At 67.6% G+C, this 19,306-nt stretch carries 20 protein-coding genes, 2 tRNA genes and 1 pseudogene; 12 read left to right on the top strand and 11 right to left on the bottom strand.

Annotation, left to right across the window (positions count from 1 at the left end; translation table 11 throughout):
• Positions 1-120: 120 nt before the first annotated feature.
• Positions 121-1,239 carry a hypothetical protein gene (locus ACFFDA_RS27840; protein WP_404480485.1) on the bottom strand — a complete coding sequence of 373 codons (1,119 nt, stop codon included), beginning with the start codon at positions 1,237-1,239 and terminating at the stop codon, positions 121-123.
• Between the two features lie 240 nt (positions 1,240-1,479).
• Between ACFFDA_RS27840 and ACFFDA_RS27845 the strand changes: the two genes are divergently transcribed.
• A complete protein-coding gene (locus ACFFDA_RS27845) occupies positions 1,480-1,887 on the top strand; it encodes an NADH:ubiquinone oxidoreductase subunit NDUFA12 (protein ID WP_404480486.1) in 408 nt (135 codons plus the stop codon).
• A 245-nt stretch (positions 1,888-2,132) separates the two neighbouring features.
• A pseudogene (locus ACFFDA_RS27850) lies at positions 2,133-2,315 on the top strand (DUF2155 domain-containing protein); the annotation flags it as partial.
• A 35-nt stretch (positions 2,316-2,350) separates the two neighbouring features.
• Here the strand turns inward: ACFFDA_RS27850 and aat are convergent.
• A complete protein-coding gene (aat, locus tag ACFFDA_RS27855; RefSeq protein WP_404480487.1) occupies positions 2,351-3,220 on the bottom strand; it encodes a leucyl/phenylalanyl-tRNA--protein transferase in 870 nt (289 codons plus the stop codon).
• A gap of 104 nt (positions 3,221-3,324) precedes the next feature.
• On the opposite strand from aat, the gene ACFFDA_RS27860 reads away from it, so the two are divergent.
• The 8 genes from ACFFDA_RS27860 to ACFFDA_RS27895 all read left to right on the top strand — a co-directional run bounded on the left by ACFFDA_RS27860 (position 3,325) and on the right by ACFFDA_RS27895 (position 9,617).
• Positions 3,325-3,400, top strand: a tRNA-Trp gene (locus tag ACFFDA_RS27860).
• Positions 3,401-3,657: 257 nt separating this feature from the next.
• Positions 3,658-5,175 carry a hypothetical protein gene (locus ACFFDA_RS27865; protein WP_404480488.1) on the top strand — a complete coding sequence of 506 codons (1,518 nt, stop codon included), beginning with the start codon at positions 3,658-3,660 and terminating at the stop codon, positions 5,173-5,175.
• A gap of 148 nt (positions 5,176-5,323) precedes the next feature.
• The gene (gene secE / locus ACFFDA_RS27870) at positions 5,324-5,518 is read left to right on the top strand and encodes a preprotein translocase subunit SecE (RefSeq protein WP_404480489.1); all 195 of its coding nucleotides are present in this window, start codon (positions 5,324-5,326) and stop codon (positions 5,516-5,518) included.
• 31 nt (positions 5,519-5,549) lie between these two features.
• Positions 5,550-6,086 (top strand): transcription termination/antitermination protein NusG, encoded by a 537-nt coding sequence (gene nusG / locus ACFFDA_RS27875; RefSeq protein ID WP_404480490.1) that lies wholly within the window; start codon positions 5,550-5,552, stop codon positions 6,084-6,086.
• A 208-nt stretch (positions 6,087-6,294) separates the two neighbouring features.
• The gene (locus ACFFDA_RS27880; protein ID WP_404480491.1) at positions 6,295-7,314 is read left to right on the top strand and encodes an acyltransferase family protein; all 1,020 of its coding nucleotides are present in this window, start codon (positions 6,295-6,297) and stop codon (positions 7,312-7,314) included.
• A gap of 166 nt (positions 7,315-7,480) precedes the next feature.
• The gene (rplK, locus tag ACFFDA_RS27885) at positions 7,481-7,912 is read left to right on the top strand and encodes a 50S ribosomal protein L11 (RefSeq protein WP_159978635.1); all 432 of its coding nucleotides are present in this window, start codon (positions 7,481-7,483) and stop codon (positions 7,910-7,912) included.
• Positions 7,913-7,915: 3 nt separating this feature from the next.
• Positions 7,916-8,614, top strand: a complete 699-nt coding sequence (rplA, locus tag ACFFDA_RS27890) for a 50S ribosomal protein L1 (protein WP_404480492.1) — start codon at positions 7,916-7,918, stop codon at positions 8,612-8,614.
• 154 nt (positions 8,615-8,768) lie between these two features.
• A complete protein-coding gene (locus tag ACFFDA_RS27895) occupies positions 8,769-9,617 on the top strand; it encodes a TauD/TfdA dioxygenase family protein (RefSeq protein ID WP_404480493.1) in 849 nt (282 codons plus the stop codon).
• A gap of 111 nt (positions 9,618-9,728) precedes the next feature.
• On the opposite strand, the gene ACFFDA_RS27900 is transcribed toward ACFFDA_RS27895, so the two are convergent.
• From ACFFDA_RS27900 to rimO, 3 genes are all read right to left on the bottom strand, one after another.
• Positions 9,729-10,295 (bottom strand): hypothetical protein, encoded by a 567-nt coding sequence (locus ACFFDA_RS27900; protein ID WP_404480494.1) that lies wholly within the window; start codon positions 10,293-10,295, stop codon positions 9,729-9,731.
• The gene (locus ACFFDA_RS27905) at positions 10,285-11,046 is read right to left on the bottom strand and encodes a competence/damage-inducible protein A (RefSeq protein ID WP_404480495.1); all 762 of its coding nucleotides are present in this window, start codon (positions 11,044-11,046) and stop codon (positions 10,285-10,287) included. Before ACFFDA_RS27905 ends, ACFFDA_RS27900 begins: the two co-directional genes overlap by 11 nt.
• 511 nt (positions 11,047-11,557) lie before the next feature.
• Positions 11,558-12,940: a 30S ribosomal protein S12 methylthiotransferase RimO gene (rimO, locus tag ACFFDA_RS27910; RefSeq protein ID WP_404480496.1), complete on the bottom strand. Its 1,383-nt coding sequence runs from the start codon at positions 12,938-12,940 to the stop codon at positions 11,558-11,560.
• A gap of 145 nt (positions 12,941-13,085) precedes the next feature.
• On the opposite strand from rimO, the gene ACFFDA_RS27915 reads away from it, so the two are divergent.
• Positions 13,086-13,478 carry a DUF1761 domain-containing protein gene (locus tag ACFFDA_RS27915; RefSeq protein WP_404480497.1) on the top strand — a complete coding sequence of 131 codons (393 nt, stop codon included), beginning with the start codon at positions 13,086-13,088 and terminating at the stop codon, positions 13,476-13,478.
• Between the two features lie 43 nt (positions 13,479-13,521).
• On the opposite strand, the gene ACFFDA_RS27920 is transcribed toward ACFFDA_RS27915, so the two are convergent.
• From ACFFDA_RS27920 to ACFFDA_RS27940, 5 genes are all read right to left on the bottom strand, one after another.
• Positions 13,522-14,526: a potassium channel family protein gene (locus ACFFDA_RS27920; RefSeq protein WP_404480498.1), complete on the bottom strand. Its 1,005-nt coding sequence runs from the start codon at positions 14,524-14,526 to the stop codon at positions 13,522-13,524.
• 26 nt (positions 14,527-14,552) lie between these two features.
• A complete protein-coding gene (locus ACFFDA_RS27925) occupies positions 14,553-15,641 on the bottom strand; it encodes a LysM peptidoglycan-binding domain-containing protein (protein ID WP_404480499.1) in 1,089 nt (362 codons plus the stop codon).
• Between the two features lie 29 nt (positions 15,642-15,670).
• Positions 15,671-16,435 carry a 5'/3'-nucleotidase SurE gene (surE, locus tag ACFFDA_RS27930; RefSeq protein ID WP_404480500.1) on the bottom strand — a complete coding sequence of 255 codons (765 nt, stop codon included), beginning with the start codon at positions 16,433-16,435 and terminating at the stop codon, positions 15,671-15,673.
• 201 nt (positions 16,436-16,636) lie between these two features.
• Positions 16,637-17,917 carry a serine--tRNA ligase gene (gene serS / locus ACFFDA_RS27935; RefSeq protein WP_404480501.1) on the bottom strand — a complete coding sequence of 427 codons (1,281 nt, stop codon included), beginning with the start codon at positions 17,915-17,917 and terminating at the stop codon, positions 16,637-16,639.
• A 107-nt stretch (positions 17,918-18,024) separates the two neighbouring features.
• Positions 18,025-18,099 (bottom strand) — tRNA-Val (locus ACFFDA_RS27940).
• 77 nt (positions 18,100-18,176) lie between these two features.
• On the opposite strand from ACFFDA_RS27940, the gene ACFFDA_RS27945 reads away from it, so the two are divergent.
• Positions 18,177-18,503, top strand: coding sequence for a DUF3297 family protein (locus ACFFDA_RS27945; RefSeq protein ID WP_404480502.1), 327 nt, complete (start codon positions 18,177-18,179; stop codon positions 18,501-18,503).
• Positions 18,504-18,539: 36 nt separating this feature from the next.
• Here the strand turns inward: ACFFDA_RS27945 and ACFFDA_RS27950 are convergent, their stop codons facing one another.
• Positions 18,540-19,187 carry a CHAP domain-containing protein gene (locus tag ACFFDA_RS27950; protein ID WP_404480503.1) on the bottom strand — a complete coding sequence of 216 codons (648 nt, stop codon included), beginning with the start codon at positions 19,185-19,187 and terminating at the stop codon, positions 18,540-18,542.
• Positions 19,188-19,306 lie beyond the last annotated feature (119 nt).

The raw sequence follows: 19,306 nt of genomic DNA on the forward strand, positions 1-19,306 counted from the left end.
GCAGGGACCGGGTTGGGGTGCCGGCTGCCATCCCCCGACACCGTCGTCCTCGCAAAGGTGGCGACTCGCTTGGGTAGGGCGAGGCGACAGATCACGAAATCCCGGCTCCAGGCGTCGCTTTCAGTTGGCCGGCTTGGCCAATTCGGCGACCATCGCGTGTACCGCGGCGATCTGCGTGCCGATCCGTGTCGGGAACGTCTGGCGCAGGCCCTGCATCTTGCCATCGTAGCCCCACCAGTCCCAGCAGCCCATGGGATTCCCGCGACTGACGGTCACTTGCGGGTAGAGCACGATGAGGCGGTTGGTATCGGCCCATTCGTTGAAGCCGAGCCGGTCGTAGACCCGGTTGCCGACGGCGGGATTGGCGGCGCCCTGCAGGCAGCCGTGGAACACGACGTGGACGGCGCACCGCGCCCGGGCCGCCCGACAGTCCGCAGGCACGAAGAGGTAGCCGGTATCGCTGAAACCGGAACCGTCGGGGGCGAAGGCGCGCTGGTCGAAGGGGAGGGGGCTGCTCGAAAGGGACGTCGCGCGGGCGTTCAGGCGGCGACCCAGGACATGCTCGAGGATGGCGCGCGGCTGGTCGTACGGCACGCCCGCCACCGGGCACCGGCTGATGAAGGGAACGGCCGGCTGGGCAGCGCAGTCGTCGCCCAGGTCGTCCGAGAGGAAGGCATGGCCGGCCTTGATGTCGCCGACGTAGGCCAGCCGGGAGGCGGGGACGCGCAGCAGCCGGTAGAGCGCCCGCGTCGCCTCCATGGTCGCGGACGAGACGACCGCGTCCGCCCCGCCGTGGAACAGGTAGATGCGCTGGCGCGCGACGTTCGCCGGCGAATCGATGAGCCCCAGCTTGCGGTACTGTTTCACGAGGTCGAGGAAGTGCTGCGCCTCGACGTTCTGGCCGCGCATGCATTCGCCGGCGCGGACGACCGCACGCGGTCCCCCGGCAAGGGGCGCGCCGAACGCCGCGCAGCCATAGGGCCCGCCCGCGACGATCCCGGCGCCGATGGTGCTTTTCGAGAAGGCGACGGCATATTGCATGGCCATGAACCCGCCCGAGGACAGTCCCGAGACGGAAATCCCATCCGCATCGGCGCCGAAGTGCGGCAGCGCGACCGGTCGGGCCGCAGCGGCAGGTTGCGCCGGGGCAGCCGGTTGAGCCAGGACGGGCGGAGCCGCGATCCGTGGGGCGCCCAGGCAGGCGAACAGCAGCAGGACGGCGGCGATCAGACGGCGCATGCGAAATACTCCCCCTCTGCGCGGCCGCAATCGACTGCCGCGTGGCGCCGGCCAGGCCCTCTCCCCGAAGGAAAGTGACTCAACCGCGCCCTTGAGTCTACCCGCGTACCCTCCGTAACGGCCGGAGATGGCGGCCCGTGGCGCTATTTCGGATCATTCTGCATCTTGCCCGCTCCCGAGCGCCCCGGACGGCCTCAATGCCCTTGCCTTCGAGGGCATTTGGAGGCTAACGCGCGGCTCATGGGAATCCTGTCCAAGATCTTCACCTGGTGGGACGGCGCCACCATCGGCACCTCGCTCTGGAGCGCGCGTAACGGCGAGCATGTCGGCACCGACGTGCAAGGCAACAAGTACTACCGCTCGACGGGCGCCAAGGTCCGGACGATCGAGGGCTACGAGCGCCGCTGGGTGATGTACGCCGGGGCCAACGACGCCAGCAAGGTGCCGGCCGAATGGCACGGCTGGCTGCACCACTCCTATGACGGCGTGCCCGAAAGCCATCTGCCGGCGCCGCGCATCTGGGAAGTGGACTATACCCCCAACGCCACCGGCACCGTCTCGGCCTATCGTCCGCAGGGCGCGCTGGAACGGGGCGGCGTGCGTGCCGCCGCGACGGGCGACTACGAAGCCTGGTCCCCGGACGCCTGAGGGCCGACCCGGTGATTCGCGCAAGGGCTGTCGCCGCGCTGTCGCTCCTGGCGATGCTCGCGGCCTGCGGGCGCGGCGAGCCTGAACCCGAAGTGCAGGACACCGGCGTTCCCGACGCGATCGCCGGGATGCAGGCGGGCCCTGCCCAGGCCGCGCGCGGCCAGCAGATCGGCACGCCCAACAAGGATCGCGTGGTCACGCTGGGCGTCCTCAACAAGCGCAACAACCTGACCCAGGACGTGGTGATGAAGCCGGGCGAATCGCGCCGGCTCGGCAATCTCGTGGTCAAGGTCGCGACGTGCGAGAAGTCGCTTCCCTGGGAGCGTCCGCAGGACGAGGGCGCCTTCGTCCAGGTCTTCGTCGAGGAACGGCGCACGACCGCCGAGAAGCTGGCCTGGCGCAAGGTCTTCTCGGGCTGGCTGTTCAAGAACAACCCGGCCGTCAACGTGGTCGAGCACCCGGTCTACGACGTCTGGGTCAAGGCCTGCGCGATGAGCTTCCCGGGCGAGGAGGCGAGCCCGCAGGACGCAGCATCGCCCAGCAGCGCGGCGAAGGCCTCGGGCAGCGCGAGCACGCCGGCGCCCGCACCCAGCGCATCGCCCACCGCATCGTCCACCGCGACGCCGGCCCCTGCCACGCCCGAGCCGGTCGAAGAACCCGTCACGCAGTGATCCGCCGGGGCTGACGTCGTTTCCGACGCCGGCTCCGACTGGGCCTGCTGCAGCAGCGCGAGATAGCGCTTCTGGGGCATCTCCACCGCGCCCAGCGAAGCGAGGTGCGGGGTCATGAACTGGCAGTCGAGCAGGCTGGCGCCGCCGTGCCGCAACGCCGCGACCAGCCAGGCGAGCGCCACCTTCGACGAATCGCTCACCCGCGAGAACATCGATTCGCCGCAGAACACCCGGTCGAACCCGACGCCGTAGAGCCCGCCGACCAGTTCACGCGGGCCGCCCGAGCGTTCTTGCTGCCAGACCTCGATCGAATGCGCATGGCCCAGGAAGTGCAGGTTCTCATAGCTTGCCTGGATGCGATGGCTGATCCAGCTGCCGCCCTCGTCGTCTTCCTCGGGCCGCACCCGGCGCGGCGCGGCGCAGGCCTCCATGACCGCCGAGAAGGCCTCGTTGCAGGTCACCGTGAAGCGCCCGCGCCGCAAGCTGCGCGCCAGCGAATGCGAAACGCGCAGGCCGTCGAGCGGCAGGATCGCGCGCAGCCGCGGCTCGATCCAGAAGATCTCCGGGTCGTCGCGGCTGTCCGCCATCGGGAATATCCCGCTGCGGTAGGCCAGCATGAGCAGTTCGGGCTCGATGATCGGTGTGGAACGGGGCGCGTGCACGATCATGGTCCTAGCAGAATGCGGGGGGCGGGGGGAATGACAAGATCGAGTGCAATCGCCGCTTGTAATGCCCGCCGTCTCCGCCTAGAGGCACCTCCGCCCGCAGGAGTGTAGCTCAGTTGGTAGAGCATCGGTCTCCAAAACCGAGGGCCGTGGGTTCGAGTCCCTCCACTCCTGCCAGCATTTCCCGAACATCGTGATAACCGGCCCTTCGGGGCACCGCCGGACGTGCCGCGCGCGAGGCGTGCAGCAGGGCGCTTCGCCGTGCCCGGTTGCGACGGGGCGCCGTCGCCGCTAGCGTCGCGCGCCTTGCCAATTGCACTGCGACGACTAGGAGAACCCGTCCGCCGATTCGGACGTGGCCCATGCCCTGGTGTCGCGGCTGCCGTATCGGGCACAGGCCAAGTCAGGCACAGCGGGGAAAGATCCAGTCGCACATGCACGCCAGCGCGCATCCTGAACCCCAAGCGGCCCCCGTCAGCGAAAGCTACCGCCGCACCCGCCACGAGGCCGCATGGCTGGGCTTCGTCCTGTCGTGCCTGGCGATGCTGCCGGTGCTGCTGGCCTGGACGCCGCAGATGACCGACTATCCCTCGCACCTGGCGGGCTACAAGGTCATGCTCGACCATGGCCACGACCCGTTCCTGACGCGGTATTTCCTGTTCAAGTGGGAGTGGACCGGCAATCTCGGCGCCGAACTGCTGATGGTGCCGCTCACCCCGCTGCTGGGGCTGGAAGAGGCCGGTCGCTTCATCGTCGCCTCGATCCCGTTCCTTACCGGCGTCGCGATCATGGCGGTCGAATGGAGCCTGAGGAAGCGCATCGGCGTGGGCGCGATCCTCGCGTTCGCGATGATCTGGTCGCCGTCGCTGCTCATGGGTTTTCTCAACTATTCGCTGGCGATCGCCTTCGCCCTCCTTGCCTTCGCGGCCTGGGTGCGGCTCGAGGGATGGCGCTGGCGCTGGGCGGTGATGGTCCCGGCCGGCTTCGTGGTGTGGATCTGCCACGTCTCGGGCTGGGGCGTGATGGGCGTGCTGGTGTTCGGCTACGAATGGTCGCGCCGGGCCGGCTGGCGCGACTGGCGGCCGTTCCTCAAGCCGTGGCCGCTGATCTTCCCGCTGCTGCCGATGCTGCTGGGAATGGGCGCCAACGGCAAGGTTTCCTACGGCCGCTGGGGCGTGCTCGAGTACAAGTGGGGCATCCTCTACAAGGCGATGCGCAGCTACGATCCCGTGCTCGACATCACCAGCCTGTGCCTCGTGCTGGCCGTGGTGGCGACCGCGCTGGCGATCCGCCGCTTCGACGGCCGCGTCGGCTGGGCGGCGCTGATCCTGCTGATCCTCACGCTGATCGTGCCGCGCCAGATCTTCGGCGGGGACTATGCCGACTATCGCCTGAGCACTGCGGCGCTGCTGGTCGCGTGCCTCGCCATCGACTGGCCGGTGCCGCGTTGGGGCCTCGCCCTGGCCGGCCTGCTGTTCAGCGTGCGCATCGCGGTGACGAGCGTGGTGTGGTATCAGGATGCGCAGACCGCGCGCCAGATGATCGTCGCGCTCGACCACGTGCCCGAGGGCGCGCGGGTGGCGACGGCCGTGGCGATTCCGCGCACCCAGTGGCTGTTCGGACCGTTCGAGCACTTCGGCTCGATGGCCGTGGTGCGGCGCAGTTCGATGGAGAATTCCAACTTCGCGCTGCCCGACGTCCACATGCTGTCGATGCGCGAGACGCGCTATCGCTTCAACGATCCGACCCAGCGCATCCTCTATTCGCCCAGCCAGCGGATCGACCTGCGGAAATTCAAGCCCGCGCGCCATGCGGACTACTTGTGGTACATCGGCGACAAGAAGCCGGTGGCGGTGCCGGACGGGGCCTGGATCGTCTATGCGACGCCCAACTCGTTCCTCGCGCGCCTTCCCAACGCGGTGGACCTTGCAAATCCGGCGGACGGAAGCTAAGTCGCGGTTTCCTTCCGACAAGCGGACATCACTTGCCCCTCCCGGCCCCGGCCGGGGCGGCGATGGCCCCTAGCCGGAAGACACGACATTTTTCCGCGCCCGGGCCGCAGGTTGGGGCATTGACGCGAGAACGAGAGAGCGACGTAAGATGGCTAAAACCACTCCCGGCGAATTCATGCGCCAGGTCCAGGCGGAAGCGCGCAAGATCCACTGGCCCTCGCGCCAGGAAACGGTGACGACGGCGATCTTCGTCGGCATCATGACCGTGCTTCTCGCCACGTTCTTCCTGGGCATCGACGCGCTGTTCGGCTGGGTCGTCACCTCGCTGCTGTCGCTGCTCTGATCGCACGCATTTAGGATACGAAGAGACAACCATGGCCCGCTGGTACATCATCCACGCCTACTCCGGTTTCGAGAACAAGGTGAAGGAATCCATTCTCTCGGAAGCCGAGCGGATGGGTCTTTCGCAGCTCGTCGAGGACGTGCAGGTTCCCGCCGAAACCATCACCGAGGTCAAGCGCGGCAAGAAGGTCCAGGTCGAGCGCAAGACCATGCCCGGTTACGTGCTCGCCAAGCTGCACCTCAACGACGACGTCTACCACCTCGTCAAGAACACCCCGAAGGTCACCGGCTTCCTGGGGTCCAGCGGCAAGCCGCAGGCGATCAGCGAGAGCGAGGCCAAGCGCTACTTCGGTGCCGCCGAACTGGCCGCCGCCGCCCCGAAGAAGACGATCAGCATCGACTACGAGATCGGCGATTCGGTGAAGGTCCTCGACGGCCCGTTCGCCAGCTTCAACGGCATCGTGGAAGAACTCGACTTCGACAAGAACCGCGTCAAGGTCGCGGTCTCGATCTTCGGCCGCGCCACCCCGGTCGAGCTGGACTTCGAGCACGTCGAACTCACCAAGTAATCCGGGCCGGGCGTTCGCGCCCGGGTCCTCGTTGCCTGACCCGCCCCGCGCGCCATCCGGTGCTGCGGGGCGGTTCGCGTCTGCGGAAAGGGCGGTGTGGGGCGTGGATGCGCCGGCGATCGGGACGAACGCCTGCTCCTACAAGCCTCAACGACGTATTAACCACCGATCTGCCATAGCCTCATCGGGATCAAGCTGGGGGCAATCGATGGCGGATATGGGCAAGCAGACTGCCGCGGCGGCAGGTCCGGCCAGCCGCCTCGCGGCGCTGGACGGGTTGCGCGGCATCGCCGCCGGTGTGGTCGCGTTCGTGTGGCTGCGCGACTGGGGCTGGACCTTCGTCGACCTGTTCTTCCTGATCTCCGGCTACATCTTCGCGCACGTTTACCTCGGCAGCGAGCGCCTCGACCCAGCGCGGATCGGCGACTTCGCGGTGGCGCGGATCGCCAGGCTCTATCCGCTCCACCTGCTGACGCTGCTGGTCAGCGCCGCGATGTTCTCGGGCCTCGCCGAGAACACCGTGCCGGCTTTCCTCGCGCACCTCGTGATGATGCAGGCCTTCGTTGGCTCGGTGACACACACGTACAACGGTCCGAGCTGGTCGATCACGGTCGAGGTCGTGTGCTACGCCGTCTTCGTGCTGGGCGCCGTGCGCGGAGACCGGACGCTACGCTGGGTGACGGCCGCTGCGATCGGCGTGGCGCTGCTGCACTTCGCTGTGCAGGGCCGCCCGGGAGGTCCCTGGGTGGGCGACAGCGTCCCGCGCGGGTTACTCGGCTTCTTCCTGGGCCAGGTGCTGTGGCGTCACCGCGCGTTCCTTGGCCGGGTTCCGGCGGTACTGCTGGTCGCAATACTGACGGTGGGGCTGGGCATCCGTCCGGGCGGCGTCGGGCCGCTGCTCGCGATCTGCCTGCTGGCCTGGCCTGCCGCGCTGCTTCTCGCGCTGCGCATTCCAGCCATGGGGCGCGGGGTCCTCGCCTGGCTCGGCGATCGCAGCTATGCGGTCTACCTGATCCACTACCCCATCCTGACCGTGTTCATCTCGCGTCTCGAAGCGCAAGGCTCGGGATGGCAGGCATCGGCGATCACGCTGGCCTATTCGGCAGTGGTGCTGGTCCTGAGCGACCTGGCCTACCGTCGCTTCGAAGTGCCAGCACGCCGGGCGATCCGGGCGGGATGGGAGCGGCGGTCCAGGGCGGACCCGGAGCCCGGCACCAGCCCCGCCTGAACACCCTTTGCTTTTGTGCGCCTTTCGTTTATGGGCGCCCCCTTCGGACCGGCCTCGTGCCGGACGATTCCCTCGCGGGAGGGCGGCTCGTACGCCCGTCATAACCGCTAGGCATGAGCGTTCCCGGGTTTCGGGCGCGCGACAGTGTGAAAAAAGGAGCGGCCACATGGCCAAGAAGATTACAGGTTACATCAAGCTGCAGGTTCCGGCCGGCAAGGCCAACCCGTCGCCGCCGATCGGTCCGGCGCTGGGTCAGCGCGGCGTGAACATCATGGAATTCTGCAAGGCGTTCAACGCCGCCACGCAGGAACTCGAGAACGGCATGCCGATCCCGACCATCATCACCGTCTACGCGGATCGCAGCTTCACCTTCATCACGAAGACGCCGCCCGCCACCTTCCTCATCAAGAAGGCTGCCGGTCTGAAGTCGGGTTCGAAGGAGCCGGGCAAGGTGTCTGCCGGAACGATCAAGATGTCGCAGCTGGCCGAGATCGCCCAGGTCAAGATGGCCGACCTCAATGCCAACGACATTGATGCGGCAACGAAGATCATTGCAGGCTCCGCTCGCGCGATGGGCCTCCAGGTTGTGGAGGGCTAATCCATGAAGACCACCAAGAAGCAGAAGTCGCTGTCCGAGAAGCTGGGCGACAACACGAAGCTCTACGCCGTCGGCGAAGCGCTCCAGGCCCTGCGTGATCTCAAGACCACCAAGTTCGACGAGACCATCGAGGTCGCGCTGAACCTGGGCGTCGATCCCCGTCACGCCGACCAGATGGTCCGCGGCATGGTCTCGCTGCCCGCCGGCACCGGCAAGGACGTTCGCGTCGCCGTGTTCGCCAAGGGTGATAAGGCCGCCGAGGCTCTCGCCGCCGGTGCCGACAAGGTCGGCGCCGAAGACCTCATGGAAGACATGCAGGCCGGCAACCTCAACTACGACCGCGTCATCGCCACCCCGGACATGATGGGCGTCGTGGGCCGTCTCGGCAAGCTGCTGGGTCCCAAGGGCCTGATGCCGAACCCGAAGCTGGGCACCGTCACCCCCAACGTGACGCAGGCCGTGAAGGACGCCAAGAGCGGCCAGATCGAGTTCCGCGTCGAGAAGCAGGGCATCATCCACGCCGGCATCGGCAAGATGTCGTTCTCGGACGAGGACCTGAAGTCGAACTTCTCGGCCTTCGTCGACGCGATCGTCAAGGCGAAGCCGGCCGGCGCCAAGGGCAAGTACGTCCGCAAGGTGTCGCTGTCCTCGTCGATGGGCCCGGGCCTGAAGATCGACACGACGGAAGTCACCGGCGCCTGAACCTTCAGGACCGCTGAACACCGATAGAGGGGCCGGAAGAGCGATCTTCCGGCCCTTTTTCCATGGGAACTGCCCCCCGTTTACGCCCGCGAAATTCCGGTGTATCAGTGCGCTGTACATATGTTCAGCAACACCTCGTGGGAGAGGCGGCCAGATGGCTATCCGTTTCGAAGACATCAAGGAATTCATCGGTTCGCGCGTCGTGTGGGACGACCGTGCCGACTTGTTCACGCCCGAGGCGGCGAAGGCGATTCGCGCCAAGGTGGAGGAGCGCACCGTGCTCGTCTTTCCGGAGGCGAACCTCACCGATGCCGAGCAGCTCGCCATCACCAACGCGATGGGCGAGAAAGTGCGGCTGACCGCGCGCAACAACGTCCAGGACAACGACGGCGACGTCTACCAGGTCACGCTGGACGAGAAGATCAACCCGCAGCCCGAATACGTGCTGGGGACGTTCTTCTGGCACATGGACGGCATCACCGTGGACATGCCGCCGCCGTTCGCCACCCTGCTGTCCTGCCGCATCGCGCCGGCCGTGGGCGGCGAGACCGAGTTCGCCAGCACTTATGCCGCCTACGAAGGCCTGCCCGAGGAGGAGAAGCAGGCGCTCGAGGGCCTGAAGGCCGTGCACTCGGTGCGGGCCAGCCTCTCGCCGATCGCCGACGCCATTCCCGAGAAGCACCGCGAGAAGGTGCTGGGCATCGGCCTCGTCAAGGAGCACCCGCTGGTGTGGACCCACGAATCGGGCCGCAAGTCGATGGTCATCGGCACGACCGCCGACCACATCGTCGGCCTGGAAGTCCCGGCCGGGCGCGCCATGCTGATCCGGCTGCAGGAATGGGCCGCGCAGCCCGCGTTCTCGCTGCGGCACAAGTGGACGCAGGGCGACTTCGTGATCTGGGACAACACCGGCGCGATGCACCGCGCGATCCCCTACGACAAGTCGACCGGCCGTATGATGCACCGCACCTCGATCGCGGGAACGGAAGCGGTCGCCGCCTGACGAAGGGCTGCGGCCCGCGCCTCAGCCACGATTCCGGCGTCCCCGGGGAGGCGGGACCCCGCCTTCGCGGCGACGTCGAGAATCGGGTGGGCCGACCGCCGCGGTCTCCCGCTACCGCGTGACCGGCGCCAGGTTCGCCGCGGTGTAGCACTCGACGAGATAGGCCAGCGGCCGGCCGTCGGGCAGCACCAGCATCGCCCGGTGCGTGGAGATCGTGTCCGCCGGGCAGTTCTCCGCCGGTCCGGCCGTGGTCGAGAGCGCCTTGCGGTGGAACCCCAGCGGTGCGACGACCTTGCCGAACGGCGCGTCGCTGCGCATCAGCGCCTCGCTCATCTGCGGCGTGAGGCGCGAGGGGACGTACCAGTTCCACGCCACCGACAGCACGGCCGGGCCGCAGCTCAACCGGACGTGGCGCATCACGAAGGTCTCGTCGTGACCGAGCGCGAGCCGGTCGCGCACGCCGGCGGCGGGATCGGGGCTGGTCGTGTTCAGCACCTGCGCCCGGATGCGCGCGGGCTCCGCCATGCCGCGCAACCCGCACCACTCCTCCAGCGCCAGCGTGGCGCTGTCGTGGCGGCCGAGCACCGCTTCGAAATCCTGCAGGGTCGGGGCGGCGATCGGCGCGGGAGGCACGGGAGCGGCCATCAGTGCGAGGGCGACGAGCAGTTCAGATGCCACCCGGCACCGCGGGCTTGCCCATCGCGGCCAGCCCTTCGCCCAGCGCGCGGGTGCAGGCGGCGAGGTCCTCGGCACTGACCGAGCGAATCACGAAGTTCGCGCCGGTGCGCCCCTCGGCCCAGAACGGATAGGAGCCGATCTGGCAGCTTGCGAAGGCCTTCTCCGTCTCGCGCAGGAGATCGGCGACCTCGCTCTCGCCCACCCAGCAGCCGACGGTTTCCGACAGCAGCGGGGCCCCGCCTTCCAACTGGCCCGACAGCGCGTCGAGCATGCCTGCGGTGATGCTGGGCACGCCGGCCATGATGAACACGTTCTCGCAACGGATGCCCGGCGCGCCGGTGTAGCGGTTGGGGATCAGGCTGGCGCCTTCGGGCGTGCGGGCCATGCGCAGCCGCGCCTCGGTGAGGCCGCCGCGCGTCTCGTAGTAGCCTTCCAGGATCGCGCGGGCCTCGGGATGGACGATCGCGGGGACACCGAGCGCCTGCGAGATCGCGTCGACGGTGATGTCGTCATGGGTCGGGCCGATGCCGCCGGTGGTGAACAGGTAGTCGTTGCGCGCGCGCAGGGTGTTGACCGCCTCGACGATCGCGTCGGTGTCGTCCGCCACCACGCGCACTTCCTTGAGACGTATGCTCTGGATCTGCAGCCAGGTGGCGATCTGGGCGATGTTCTTGTCGTGGGTGCGTCCCGACAGGATCTCGTCGCCGATGACGACGAGGGCGGCGGTGAAGATTCGCTGCGGTGAGGCCATGCGGCCATCGCTAGGACAATTGTGCCGCGAGGGCTAGGTGGCGATCGGTCCAATCGTACGCTTGGGTCGACCATGCCGCTGCGACCAGGAGGGAAGTGGGAGCGCCGGGCCCTCGAGTTCCCCAAAAAGCCCGATTGTTCCAAAAAGCCCGATTGTTCCAAAAAGAAAGGGCCGATCCGAGGATCAGCCCTGTAGAAGTTTTGGGAGAGGATGCCTGAAAGGCCCGATCCTTATGTCCGAGAGCGGACTATGCTGCAAATGCGAAAAAATCTAGCAACATTGCGTGTAATGCAACTGTAACATCGCACCTGCGACGCGCACGGCAAGGCCTCGCGCGGCCGGTCTGGCGACTTCGCGGGTGCAAAAAAGAAAGGGCCGGTCCGAAGACCAGCCCTATGGAAGTTTTGGGAGAGGATGCCTGAAAGGCCTCATCCGTATGCTTTGATCGGGTGATTCCCGCAAATGTGAAAACCTTTACACCAGTTGCATGGCTTGCAATCGAGGTGCGGTTTCAGCCCAGCGTAAGTGCCCCGTAAAGATCGTGCTCGTCCGCATCTTCGACAAGAACATCAACGATATCACCGACTTGCAGGGAAGTCCCGACGTCGCGGAGGAAGACGTTGCCGTCGATCTCCGGTGCATCGGCCTGCGAGCGGCCGGTTGCGCCGATGTCGCCATCCTCGTCGGCTTCGCCCACTTCGTCGATGATGACCTGGAGGGTGCGGCCAACCTTGGCCTGGAGCTTGGCGGCGCTGATCGCGGCGGTCTTCTCCATGATCCGGGCGTAGCGCTCTTCCTTGATCTCCTCGGGCACCTGGCCGGGCAGGGCGTTGGCGGCGGCGCCTTCGACTTGCTCGAAACGGAATGCGCCGACCCGGTCGAGCTGCGCTTCGTCCAGCCAGTCGAGCAAATATTCGAAGTCGGCCTCGGTCTCGCCGGGGAAGCCGACGACGAAGCTGGAGCGGATGGCGATGTCCGGGCAGATCTCGCGCCACTTGCGCAGGCGCTCGAGCACCTTGGCCTCGTTGGCCGGGCGCTTCATCGCCTTGAGCACCGACGGGGCGGCATGCTGGAACGGAATGTCGAGGTAGGGCGTCAACAGCCCCTCGGCCATCAGCGGGATGACCTGGTCGACGTGCGGGTAGGGGTAGACGTAGTGCATGCGCACCCAGGGGCGGCGGCCTTGCGAATCGGCGAGCTGTCCGAGTTCGCGGGCGAGGTCGGTCATGTGGGTGCGGATCGCGTGGTCCTTCCACATGCGCTCCTCGTGGCGCACGTCGACGCCATAGGCCGAAGTGTCCTGGCTGATGACCAGCAGTTCGCGCGTGCCGGCCTGGACCAGCTTCTCCGCTTCGCGCAGCACCGCGTCGATGCGCCGGCTCGCCAGCTTTCCGCGCAAGCTGGGGATGATGCAGAACGAGCAGGCGTGGTTGCAGCCCTCGGAAATCTTGAGGTAGCTGTAGTGACGCGGGGTCAGCTTGACGCCCGCTTCATCGTAGGCCTGGGGGATCAGGTCGATGTAGGGCGAAAGCTCGGGCGGGGCGGCTTCGTGCACCGCCTCGACGACCGCCTCGTACTGGTGCGCGCCGGTGACGGCGAGGACCTGCGGGAAACGGGCGCGGATCACATCCGCCTCGTTGCCCATGCAGCCGGTGACGATGACGCGCCCGTTCTCGGCGATCGCCTCGCCGATGGCGGCAAGACTCTCCTCCTTGGCGGAATCGAGGAAACCGCAAGTGTTGACGAGGACCACGTCGGCGCCGGAATAGTCGGCGCTCATGGTGTAGCCGTCGGCACGCAGGCGCGTGAGGATACGCTCGGAATCGACGAGCGCCTTGGGGCAGCCGAGGCTGACCATGCCGACCTTGGGCGGAGTGGGGATTTCTATAGCCATGGGATTGGCGCGGCCGATACGCTGATTACGCCCGAGAGTCACGAAAAACGAATCGACCCGCGTTCCGCACCATCTGCCGGTGATGCTTGCCTAACCCATCCCGGCCTGCGAGACAGGTGACTAGTGAACAAAAGAGGAAGTGGCGATGGGTCCTGTGAACTGGCTGGCGGTGGTGTTTGCCGCCGCACTCGCGCTGGCGATCGGGATCGTCTGGAACGGGCCGCTGTTCCGGACCGGGCGCCAGTTGCTGCCCGGCGGTTCGGAGCGGGCGGGCAACTACGCCGTCGTCGGCATCGTGTTCCTCGTCAGCGCGGCGATGCTCGGCCACAGTTTCGCGCGGATCGGCGCGGAGACGCTGGCGGCGAAGCCCTGGCTCTACTTCATGCAGACCGGCGGCATCGCCATCGCCTTCGTCATCCCCTCGGTGTGGCTCACGCACTTGCGCAATCGCACCGAGCCGATGCGCCGGGTCATCGATTGCGGATTCTGGCTGATCGCCTACCTCGCCATGGGCCTGGTGTTCTGGGTGCTCGGCTGACGGTGCCGCCGCTCCTCCCGACCGCTTCGCGACAGGGAGGATTTTACACCGCGCAGGGCGTATCCGCGATCTCGACGATGACGTCGCCGGCTTCCAGCACTTTCGCTTCGGCATCGCAGAAGCCGATCGCGCGGCCGCCGCGGTAGATTCGCAGGCCGCGTCCGGTGCGGATCGAATCGAGCGGCCTGCCCACTTCCTCCGCCGCCACCGGACGTTCGACCAGTTGTACCCGACCACCTACCGAGGCGAGGTCGGACATGTAGTCGGCGATGTGCCGGCCTTCCGCCGAGCCCGCCAGCAGCAGGCCGGTGAAACGCACCGGGTTGATGACGTTGTCGGCGCCGGCCTGCCGCGCCAGCAGTTCGTTGTCGTCGGCGCGCACGACGGCGGTGATCGGGACACCCGGCGCCAGGTGACGCGCGGTCAGCACGATCAGGATCGTGGTATCGTCGCGCCCGGCCGAGATCAGGATCGAGCGGGCGAGGCCCACGCGCACCGCGGCTTGCGTCTCGTCGCGGGTGGCATCGCCTTCCAGCACGTTGCAGCCGACCTGTTCGGCCAGATTGAGCCGCGCGGGAGAGGGGTCGACGACGACGATGCACGAAGCCTCGGTGCCGCGCGCGATCAGTTCCTGCACGGCCTCGGACCCGCTGACGCCGTAGCCGAGCACGACGATGTGGTCCTCGAGGCGTTCCTGGATGCGCTTCATGCGCCATGTCTCCCAGCTGCGCTTGATGATGAAGTTGTAGGCGGTGCCCACGAAGATGAAGATCACCGCGAAGCGGATCGGCGTGACGATCACCGCCTCGATCAGCCGCGACTTGTCGCTCACCGGGGCGATGTCGCCGAAGCCGGTGGTGGTGATCGAGATCATCGTGAAATAGAACACGTCGAGGAAGCTGACGGTCCCGTCGTGGGTGTCCTTGAGGCCCTCGCGGTCGATCCAGTGGATCAGCACGACGAGGAACACGAGGGCGAAGGCGCCGCCGAGCCGCAGTGCCAGGTCCGCCCAGACGGGCAGGTCCACTGCCCGCTTCAGCGGCTTCATCAGCGCCGGGGGCGAACGCCGTTTCGTCACGGCGCCTTGGGCAGTTCGCCCAGCGGGTCGACCGGCTTGCCGCCCTGGCGGACCTCGAAGTGCAGCTCGCTGCCCTTGGCGAGGCCGGTGTCGCCAACCAGGCCGACGCGCTCGCCGGCGGCGACTTTCGCGCCTTCCTTGACCGTCACCCGGCTGAGGAAGCCGTAGGCGGTGAACCAGCCGTCGCCGTGGTCGAGCACGACGAGGTTGCCGAACTGGTCCTTTTCCCTGCCGGCGAAGGTGACGGTGCCGGGCGCGGCGGCGCGGACGGTCGTGCCCTTGGGCGCAGTGATGTCGACGCCGTCGTGATAGTCGCTGCCGGCGCCGTCGTAGCCGCGCCGGACGGGGCCCGAAAGCGGCCAGGCGAAGCGCGGGGCCTTGGGCGTCGCGGCGGCGACCGGCCGGGGCGGCGGGGTCAGCGTCCTGGCCCCGACGGTCGGCGGGTCGAGCAGGGTCGGGATCAGCAGGTCCTGGCCGACCTTGACCGGGGCATGGGGATCGAGATTGTTGGCGAGCGCGATCTGTTCCCACGCCACCGCATAGTCCAGCGAGATCGAGAAGCCGGTTTCCCCGCTCTTCACTTCGTGGTGGCGGGTGCGGGGCAGGCGCAGGACCTGCCCGACGCGGACGTCGAACGGCGGCTGCAACCCGTTGGCCTCGGCGATCAGGACGCGGGGCACTTTGGCGCGCGCGGCGATGCCGCCCAGCGTCTCGCCTTCGAGGACCTTGTGCGAGGTCTCGGTCTCCGGGCTCGACGCGCCGGCCGGCGGGGTGCGGGCCTCGATCACCCGCGATGCGGTCCTGGCGGCTTTCTTGGCGGACGTATCGGCCGAGACGGCGAGGGCGGCGGGTTTCGCCGCAGGCTTTGCCTCGCGCGGGATGGTCAGCTTCTGGCCGAGCCTTACGACGTAGGGCTCCTTCAGCTTGTTGGCCCGGGCGATGGCGCCGGCCGACACTTTCGCGCGGTTGGCGATCCCGCCTAGCGTCTCGCCCGCGGCGACGACGTGGACTTTCTCGTCTTCCGGCGCCGCGGCGTAGGCCGGCGCGCTCATCAGGAGGACGCCGGCGATGAGGCCGTTGCGCATCACGGGCCCCCGGCTCGCTCGTCCCCCGCTCACTGGCCGTAACGCCCGGCAATCGCCTGCAGCGAGGCTTCGTGGGTGAGATCGAGCTGCAGCGGCGTCACCGAAACATACCCTTCCGCGATGGCCTCGAGGTCCGTTGCGTGACCGGCCGTGTGCTCGATTCCATGTAGCCCGAACCAGAAATAAGGAAAACCGCGAGGGTCCATTCCTTCCACGACCGAGCCGCGCGCATAGTCGTGGAAGCCCTGGCGCACCACGCGGATGCCCTTGACCGCGTCGGCGGCGATGGCCGGGAAGTTGACGTTGACCAGCGTGCGCGGCGCGAACGGCTGGTCGAGCAGTGGGCGCAGGACCCGGGCGCCCCATTCCTCGGCGGCCGAGAAGTTCACGGCGTCGCCCAGGCCTTCCTTCGCATAGACCTGGCTCAGGGCGATCGAGCGGATGCCCGCCAGCGCGCCTTCGAAGGCGGCCGAGACGGTGCCCGAATAGGTCACGTCGTCGCCCATGTTGGCGCCGCGGTTGACGCCCGAGAGGATCAGGTCGGGCGGGCCGGGCAGGACTTTCCTGAGGCCCATCGTCACCGAATTGGTCGGCGTGCCCGTCACCGAGAAGCGGCGCTCGGCGTGCTGGCGCAGGCGCACCGGGCGGGTCAGCGTGAGCGAGTGCCCCGCGCCCGACTGTTCCTCGCTCGGCGCGCAGATCCAGATGTCGTCGGAAAGCTGGGCGGCGATCTTCTCCAGCACGTAGAGGCCGGGAGCGTTGATGCCGTCGTCGTTGGTGAGGAGGATGCGCATGATCTGCCTTTAACCATAAGCTTCGGGGCGGGGCTATGGGAAAGCCCGTTAAAATCGCTGTCGCCGATGGGTATCACACGCAAAGTCTCGTCATCGCGAGAAGCGAAGGTCTGCGGGGACCCCCGGGCGACTCCATGCCGCGCGGGTCGCTCCCCCGGCGTTCGCCGGGGGGCGCAATGACGAACGGCGCGGCTGCCGGGCTCAGGCCGGCGCCTCCAGCTTTTCGATCCCGCCCATCCATGGCTTGAGCACTTCGGGCACCAGCACCGAGCCGTCTTCCTGCTGGTAGTTCTCCAGCACCGCCACCAGCGTGCGCCCGACTGCGAGGCCCGAGCCGTTCAGCGTGTGCACGAACTCGGTCTTCTTCGCGCCTTCCGGCTTGAAGCGGGCGTTCATGCGGCGGGCCTGGTAGTCGCCGCAGTTGGAGATCGAGCTGATCTCGCGGTAGGCTTGCTGGCCGGGCAGCCAGACTTCGAGGTCGAACGTCTTTCGCGCGGTCGCGCCCATGTCGCCGGCGCAGAGCAGGACCTTGCGGTAGGGCAGTTCCAGCGCCTGCAGGATCGATTCGGCGGCAGCGACCATCTTCTCGTGCTCGCCCTCGCTGTCCTCGGGGCGGCAGACGGTGACGAGTTCGACTTTCTCGAACTGGTGCTGGCGGATGAACCCGCGCGTGTCGCGCCCCGCCGCGCCCGCTTCCGAGCGGAAGCAGGGAGTGAGCGCGGTCATGCGCAAGGGCAGGGCGGCGACGTCGACGATCTCGCCCGCGACCGCGTTGGTCAGCGAGACTTCGGCGGTGGGGATCAGCCAGCGCCCGTCAGTAGTGCGGAACAGGTCCTCGGAGAACTTGGGCAGTTGTCCGGTGCCGTAGACCGCATCGTCCTTGACCATCAACGGCACGTTGCATTCGAGGAAGCCGTGGGTCGCCGTCTGCGTGTCGAGCATGAACTGAGCGAGGGCACGGTGGAGGCGCGCCATCGGCCCCTTGAGGAACGTGAAGCGCGCGCCCGAAAGCTTGGCGCCGGTTTCGAAATCGAGGCCGAGCGCGGGGCCGATGTCGGCATGTTCCCTCGGCGTGAAGGGGAAAGTGCGCGGGGTGCCCCAGCGGGCGACCTCGACGTTCTGGCTCTCGTCCTCGCCTTCCGGCACGTCGGCGACGGGGATGTTGGGCAGGCCGGCGAGCAGGTCGTTGAGCGCGGCGGCGACCTCCTTTTCCTCGGCTTCGAGCGCGGGGAGGCTGTCCTTGAGCCCGGCGACTTCGGCCTTGAGCGCTTCGGCCGTGGCGGTGTCGCCCTGTCCCATCGCCTTGCCGATGGCCTTGGACGCCTCGTTGCGGCGGTTCTGGCCTTCCTGCGCCCGGGTGGCGAGCGCGCGGCGCTGTTCGTCGAGGGCGACGAGTTGCGCCGCGACGGGGGCAACGCCCCGGCGGGCGAGGCCGGCGTCGAAGGCTTCGGGGTTTTCGCGGATCTGGCGGATGTCGTGCATGGCGCGCGCTATGCCGAACCGGCGCGAGGCCCGCAAGACGCTGCGAGGATTATGCCGCCGATGTCGAGGTAATCCGCCGAAGCCTCGGGACCATCCCTTGGAAGGGATGGTGGGCGCGGCAGGGATTGAACCTGCGACCCCACCCGTGTGAAGGGTGTGCTCTACCACTGAGCTACGCGCCCGCATCAGTGCGGAAGCGGCCCCCTAGACAACTCGGATCGAATTGACAAGCGCCGATCTGCATCTAAACGCCCATGGCATGACCGAAGACACCAGCACCCCCGAGACGACCCCCGCAACCGCGCCCGCGAGCACTGGCCCCGACGTGCCGCCGGACCATCTCGCAATCAATCCGCGCAGCCCGTTCTTCGACCAGGAGAAGCTGCAGCGCGGCATCGGCATCCGCTTCAAGGGCACCGTTCGCACCAACGTCGAGGAATACTCGATTTCCGAGGGCTGGATTCGCGTCCAGGCCGGCAAGTCGATGGACCGCCACGGCAACGCGCTGACGATCAAGCTCTCGGGCCCGGTGGAGGCCTGGTACGAGGACCTCGGCGAAGACGCCCCCGTCGCCAAGAAGGACTGAACGGCCTATCGTCCCCGCGAAGACGGGGACGGTGTTTCAATAGCGGCCGGCGATGATCGCGCCGATCGGGTCGCGATGCCGGCCCGCGGCGTTTCTTGCCGGCTTTTCGCCCGCCGCCGAGGCGAGGCGTGTCGTGCCCGGATCGCGCAGGGTGCCGGGCTTCGCATTGTATATGAAGCCCGAGACCGGCCAGTGCGTGGTGCCCAGGCCGCGCGAGGGCGCATACCAGATGCGCACCTGGCTCCAGTCGTTGTCCGGCGAGACGTCGAGCGCGGTGACGTTGCGCTCGATCTTGCCCGGCACCGACCAGTTGGCGTGGCTGAGCAGGATCGTGCGCGAATCGACGATGCGGCTCACCGTCGCGACGTGGCCGAGGCGCGAATTGTTGAACGGACGCACCGCCATCACCGCGCCGATGCGGGGTGCGTGGCCGGTCGCGTAGCGGTCCCTGGCCTGGCCCCACCAGGTATGCGCGTCGCCGTAGATCTGGATGCCCGAGGTGGTGCGCGCGTAAGGGACGCATTCGAGGTAGCCGGGCCCCTTGGGGATCGCCAGCGCCGATCCGGCGTTGGCATCGCCACCCCCGGCGTCGGCCAGGGTGGAATCGATGGCGGTGCGGGCCTGTGCCGGCGTCATCGACGCGGCGGCGAGACCCAGAATGATTACTTTGCGGTAAACCCTCATGCCTGCCCTTGTGCCTTGGGAAGGTTATCGGCTGTCTGCCGAGGTTGGTTAATCGCGAGGCAAGGTTTTGTTCCGGCATCGACGTTGAAATTGCTCGAAAACGACCGGCAATGGTTTGC

The organism is Novosphingobium sp. BL-52-GroH, from assembly GCF_044813085.1.
GTDB lineage: Bacteria > Pseudomonadota > Alphaproteobacteria > Sphingomonadales > Sphingomonadaceae > Novosphingobium.

What these genes read in the sequence shown, in the direction of transcription:
- ACFFDA_RS27945 (WP_404480502.1), top strand. Translation starts at nt 18,177, where the DNA reads ATGACCGAAGACACCAGCACCCCCGAGACGACCCCCGCAACCGCGCCC.
- secE (WP_404480489.1), top strand. Translation starts at nt 5,324, where the DNA reads ATGGCTAAAACCACTCCCGGCGAATTCATGCGCCAGGTCCAGGCGGAA.
- ACFFDA_RS27865 (WP_404480488.1), top strand. Translation starts at nt 3,658, where the DNA reads ATGCACGCCAGCGCGCATCCTGAACCCCAAGCGGCCCCCGTCAGCGAA.
- ACFFDA_RS27895 (WP_404480493.1), top strand. Translation starts at nt 8,769, where the DNA reads ATGGCTATCCGTTTCGAAGACATCAAGGAATTCATCGGTTCGCGCGTC.
- nusG (WP_404480490.1), top strand. Translation starts at nt 5,550, where the DNA reads ATGGCCCGCTGGTACATCATCCACGCCTACTCCGGTTTCGAGAACAAG.
- ACFFDA_RS27880 (WP_404480491.1), top strand. Translation starts at nt 6,295, where the DNA reads ATGGCGGATATGGGCAAGCAGACTGCCGCGGCGGCAGGTCCGGCCAGC.
- rplA (WP_404480492.1), top strand. Translation starts at nt 7,916, where the DNA reads ATGAAGACCACCAAGAAGCAGAAGTCGCTGTCCGAGAAGCTGGGCGAC.
- ACFFDA_RS27915 (WP_404480497.1), top strand. Translation starts at nt 13,086, where the DNA reads ATGGGTCCTGTGAACTGGCTGGCGGTGGTGTTTGCCGCCGCACTCGCG.
- rplK (WP_159978635.1), top strand. Translation starts at nt 7,481, where the DNA reads ATGGCCAAGAAGATTACAGGTTACATCAAGCTGCAGGTTCCGGCCGGC.
- ACFFDA_RS27950 (WP_404480503.1), bottom strand. Translation starts at nt 19,187, where the DNA reads ATGAGGGTTTACCGCAAAGTAATCATTCTGGGTCTCGCCGCCGCGTCG.
- ACFFDA_RS27925 (WP_404480499.1), bottom strand. Translation starts at nt 15,641, where the DNA reads ATGCGCAACGGCCTCATCGCCGGCGTCCTCCTGATGAGCGCGCCGGCC.
- ACFFDA_RS27840 (WP_404480485.1), bottom strand. Translation starts at nt 1,239, where the DNA reads ATGCGCCGTCTGATCGCCGCCGTCCTGCTGCTGTTCGCCTGCCTGGGC.
- rimO (WP_404480496.1), bottom strand. Translation starts at nt 12,940, where the DNA reads ATGGCTATAGAAATCCCCACTCCGCCCAAGGTCGGCATGGTCAGCCTC.
- ACFFDA_RS27845 (WP_404480486.1), top strand. Translation starts at nt 1,480, where the DNA reads ATGGGAATCCTGTCCAAGATCTTCACCTGGTGGGACGGCGCCACCATC.
- ACFFDA_RS27905 (WP_404480495.1), bottom strand. Translation starts at nt 11,046, where the DNA reads ATGGCCTCACCGCAGCGAATCTTCACCGCCGCCCTCGTCGTCATCGGC.
- serS (WP_404480501.1), bottom strand. Translation starts at nt 17,917, where the DNA reads ATGCACGACATCCGCCAGATCCGCGAAAACCCCGAAGCCTTCGACGCC.
- ACFFDA_RS27920 (WP_404480498.1), bottom strand. Translation starts at nt 14,526, where the DNA reads ATGAAGCCGCTGAAGCGGGCAGTGGACCTGCCCGTCTGGGCGGACCTG.
- surE (WP_404480500.1), bottom strand. Translation starts at nt 16,435, where the DNA reads ATGCGCATCCTCCTCACCAACGACGACGGCATCAACGCTCCCGGCCTC.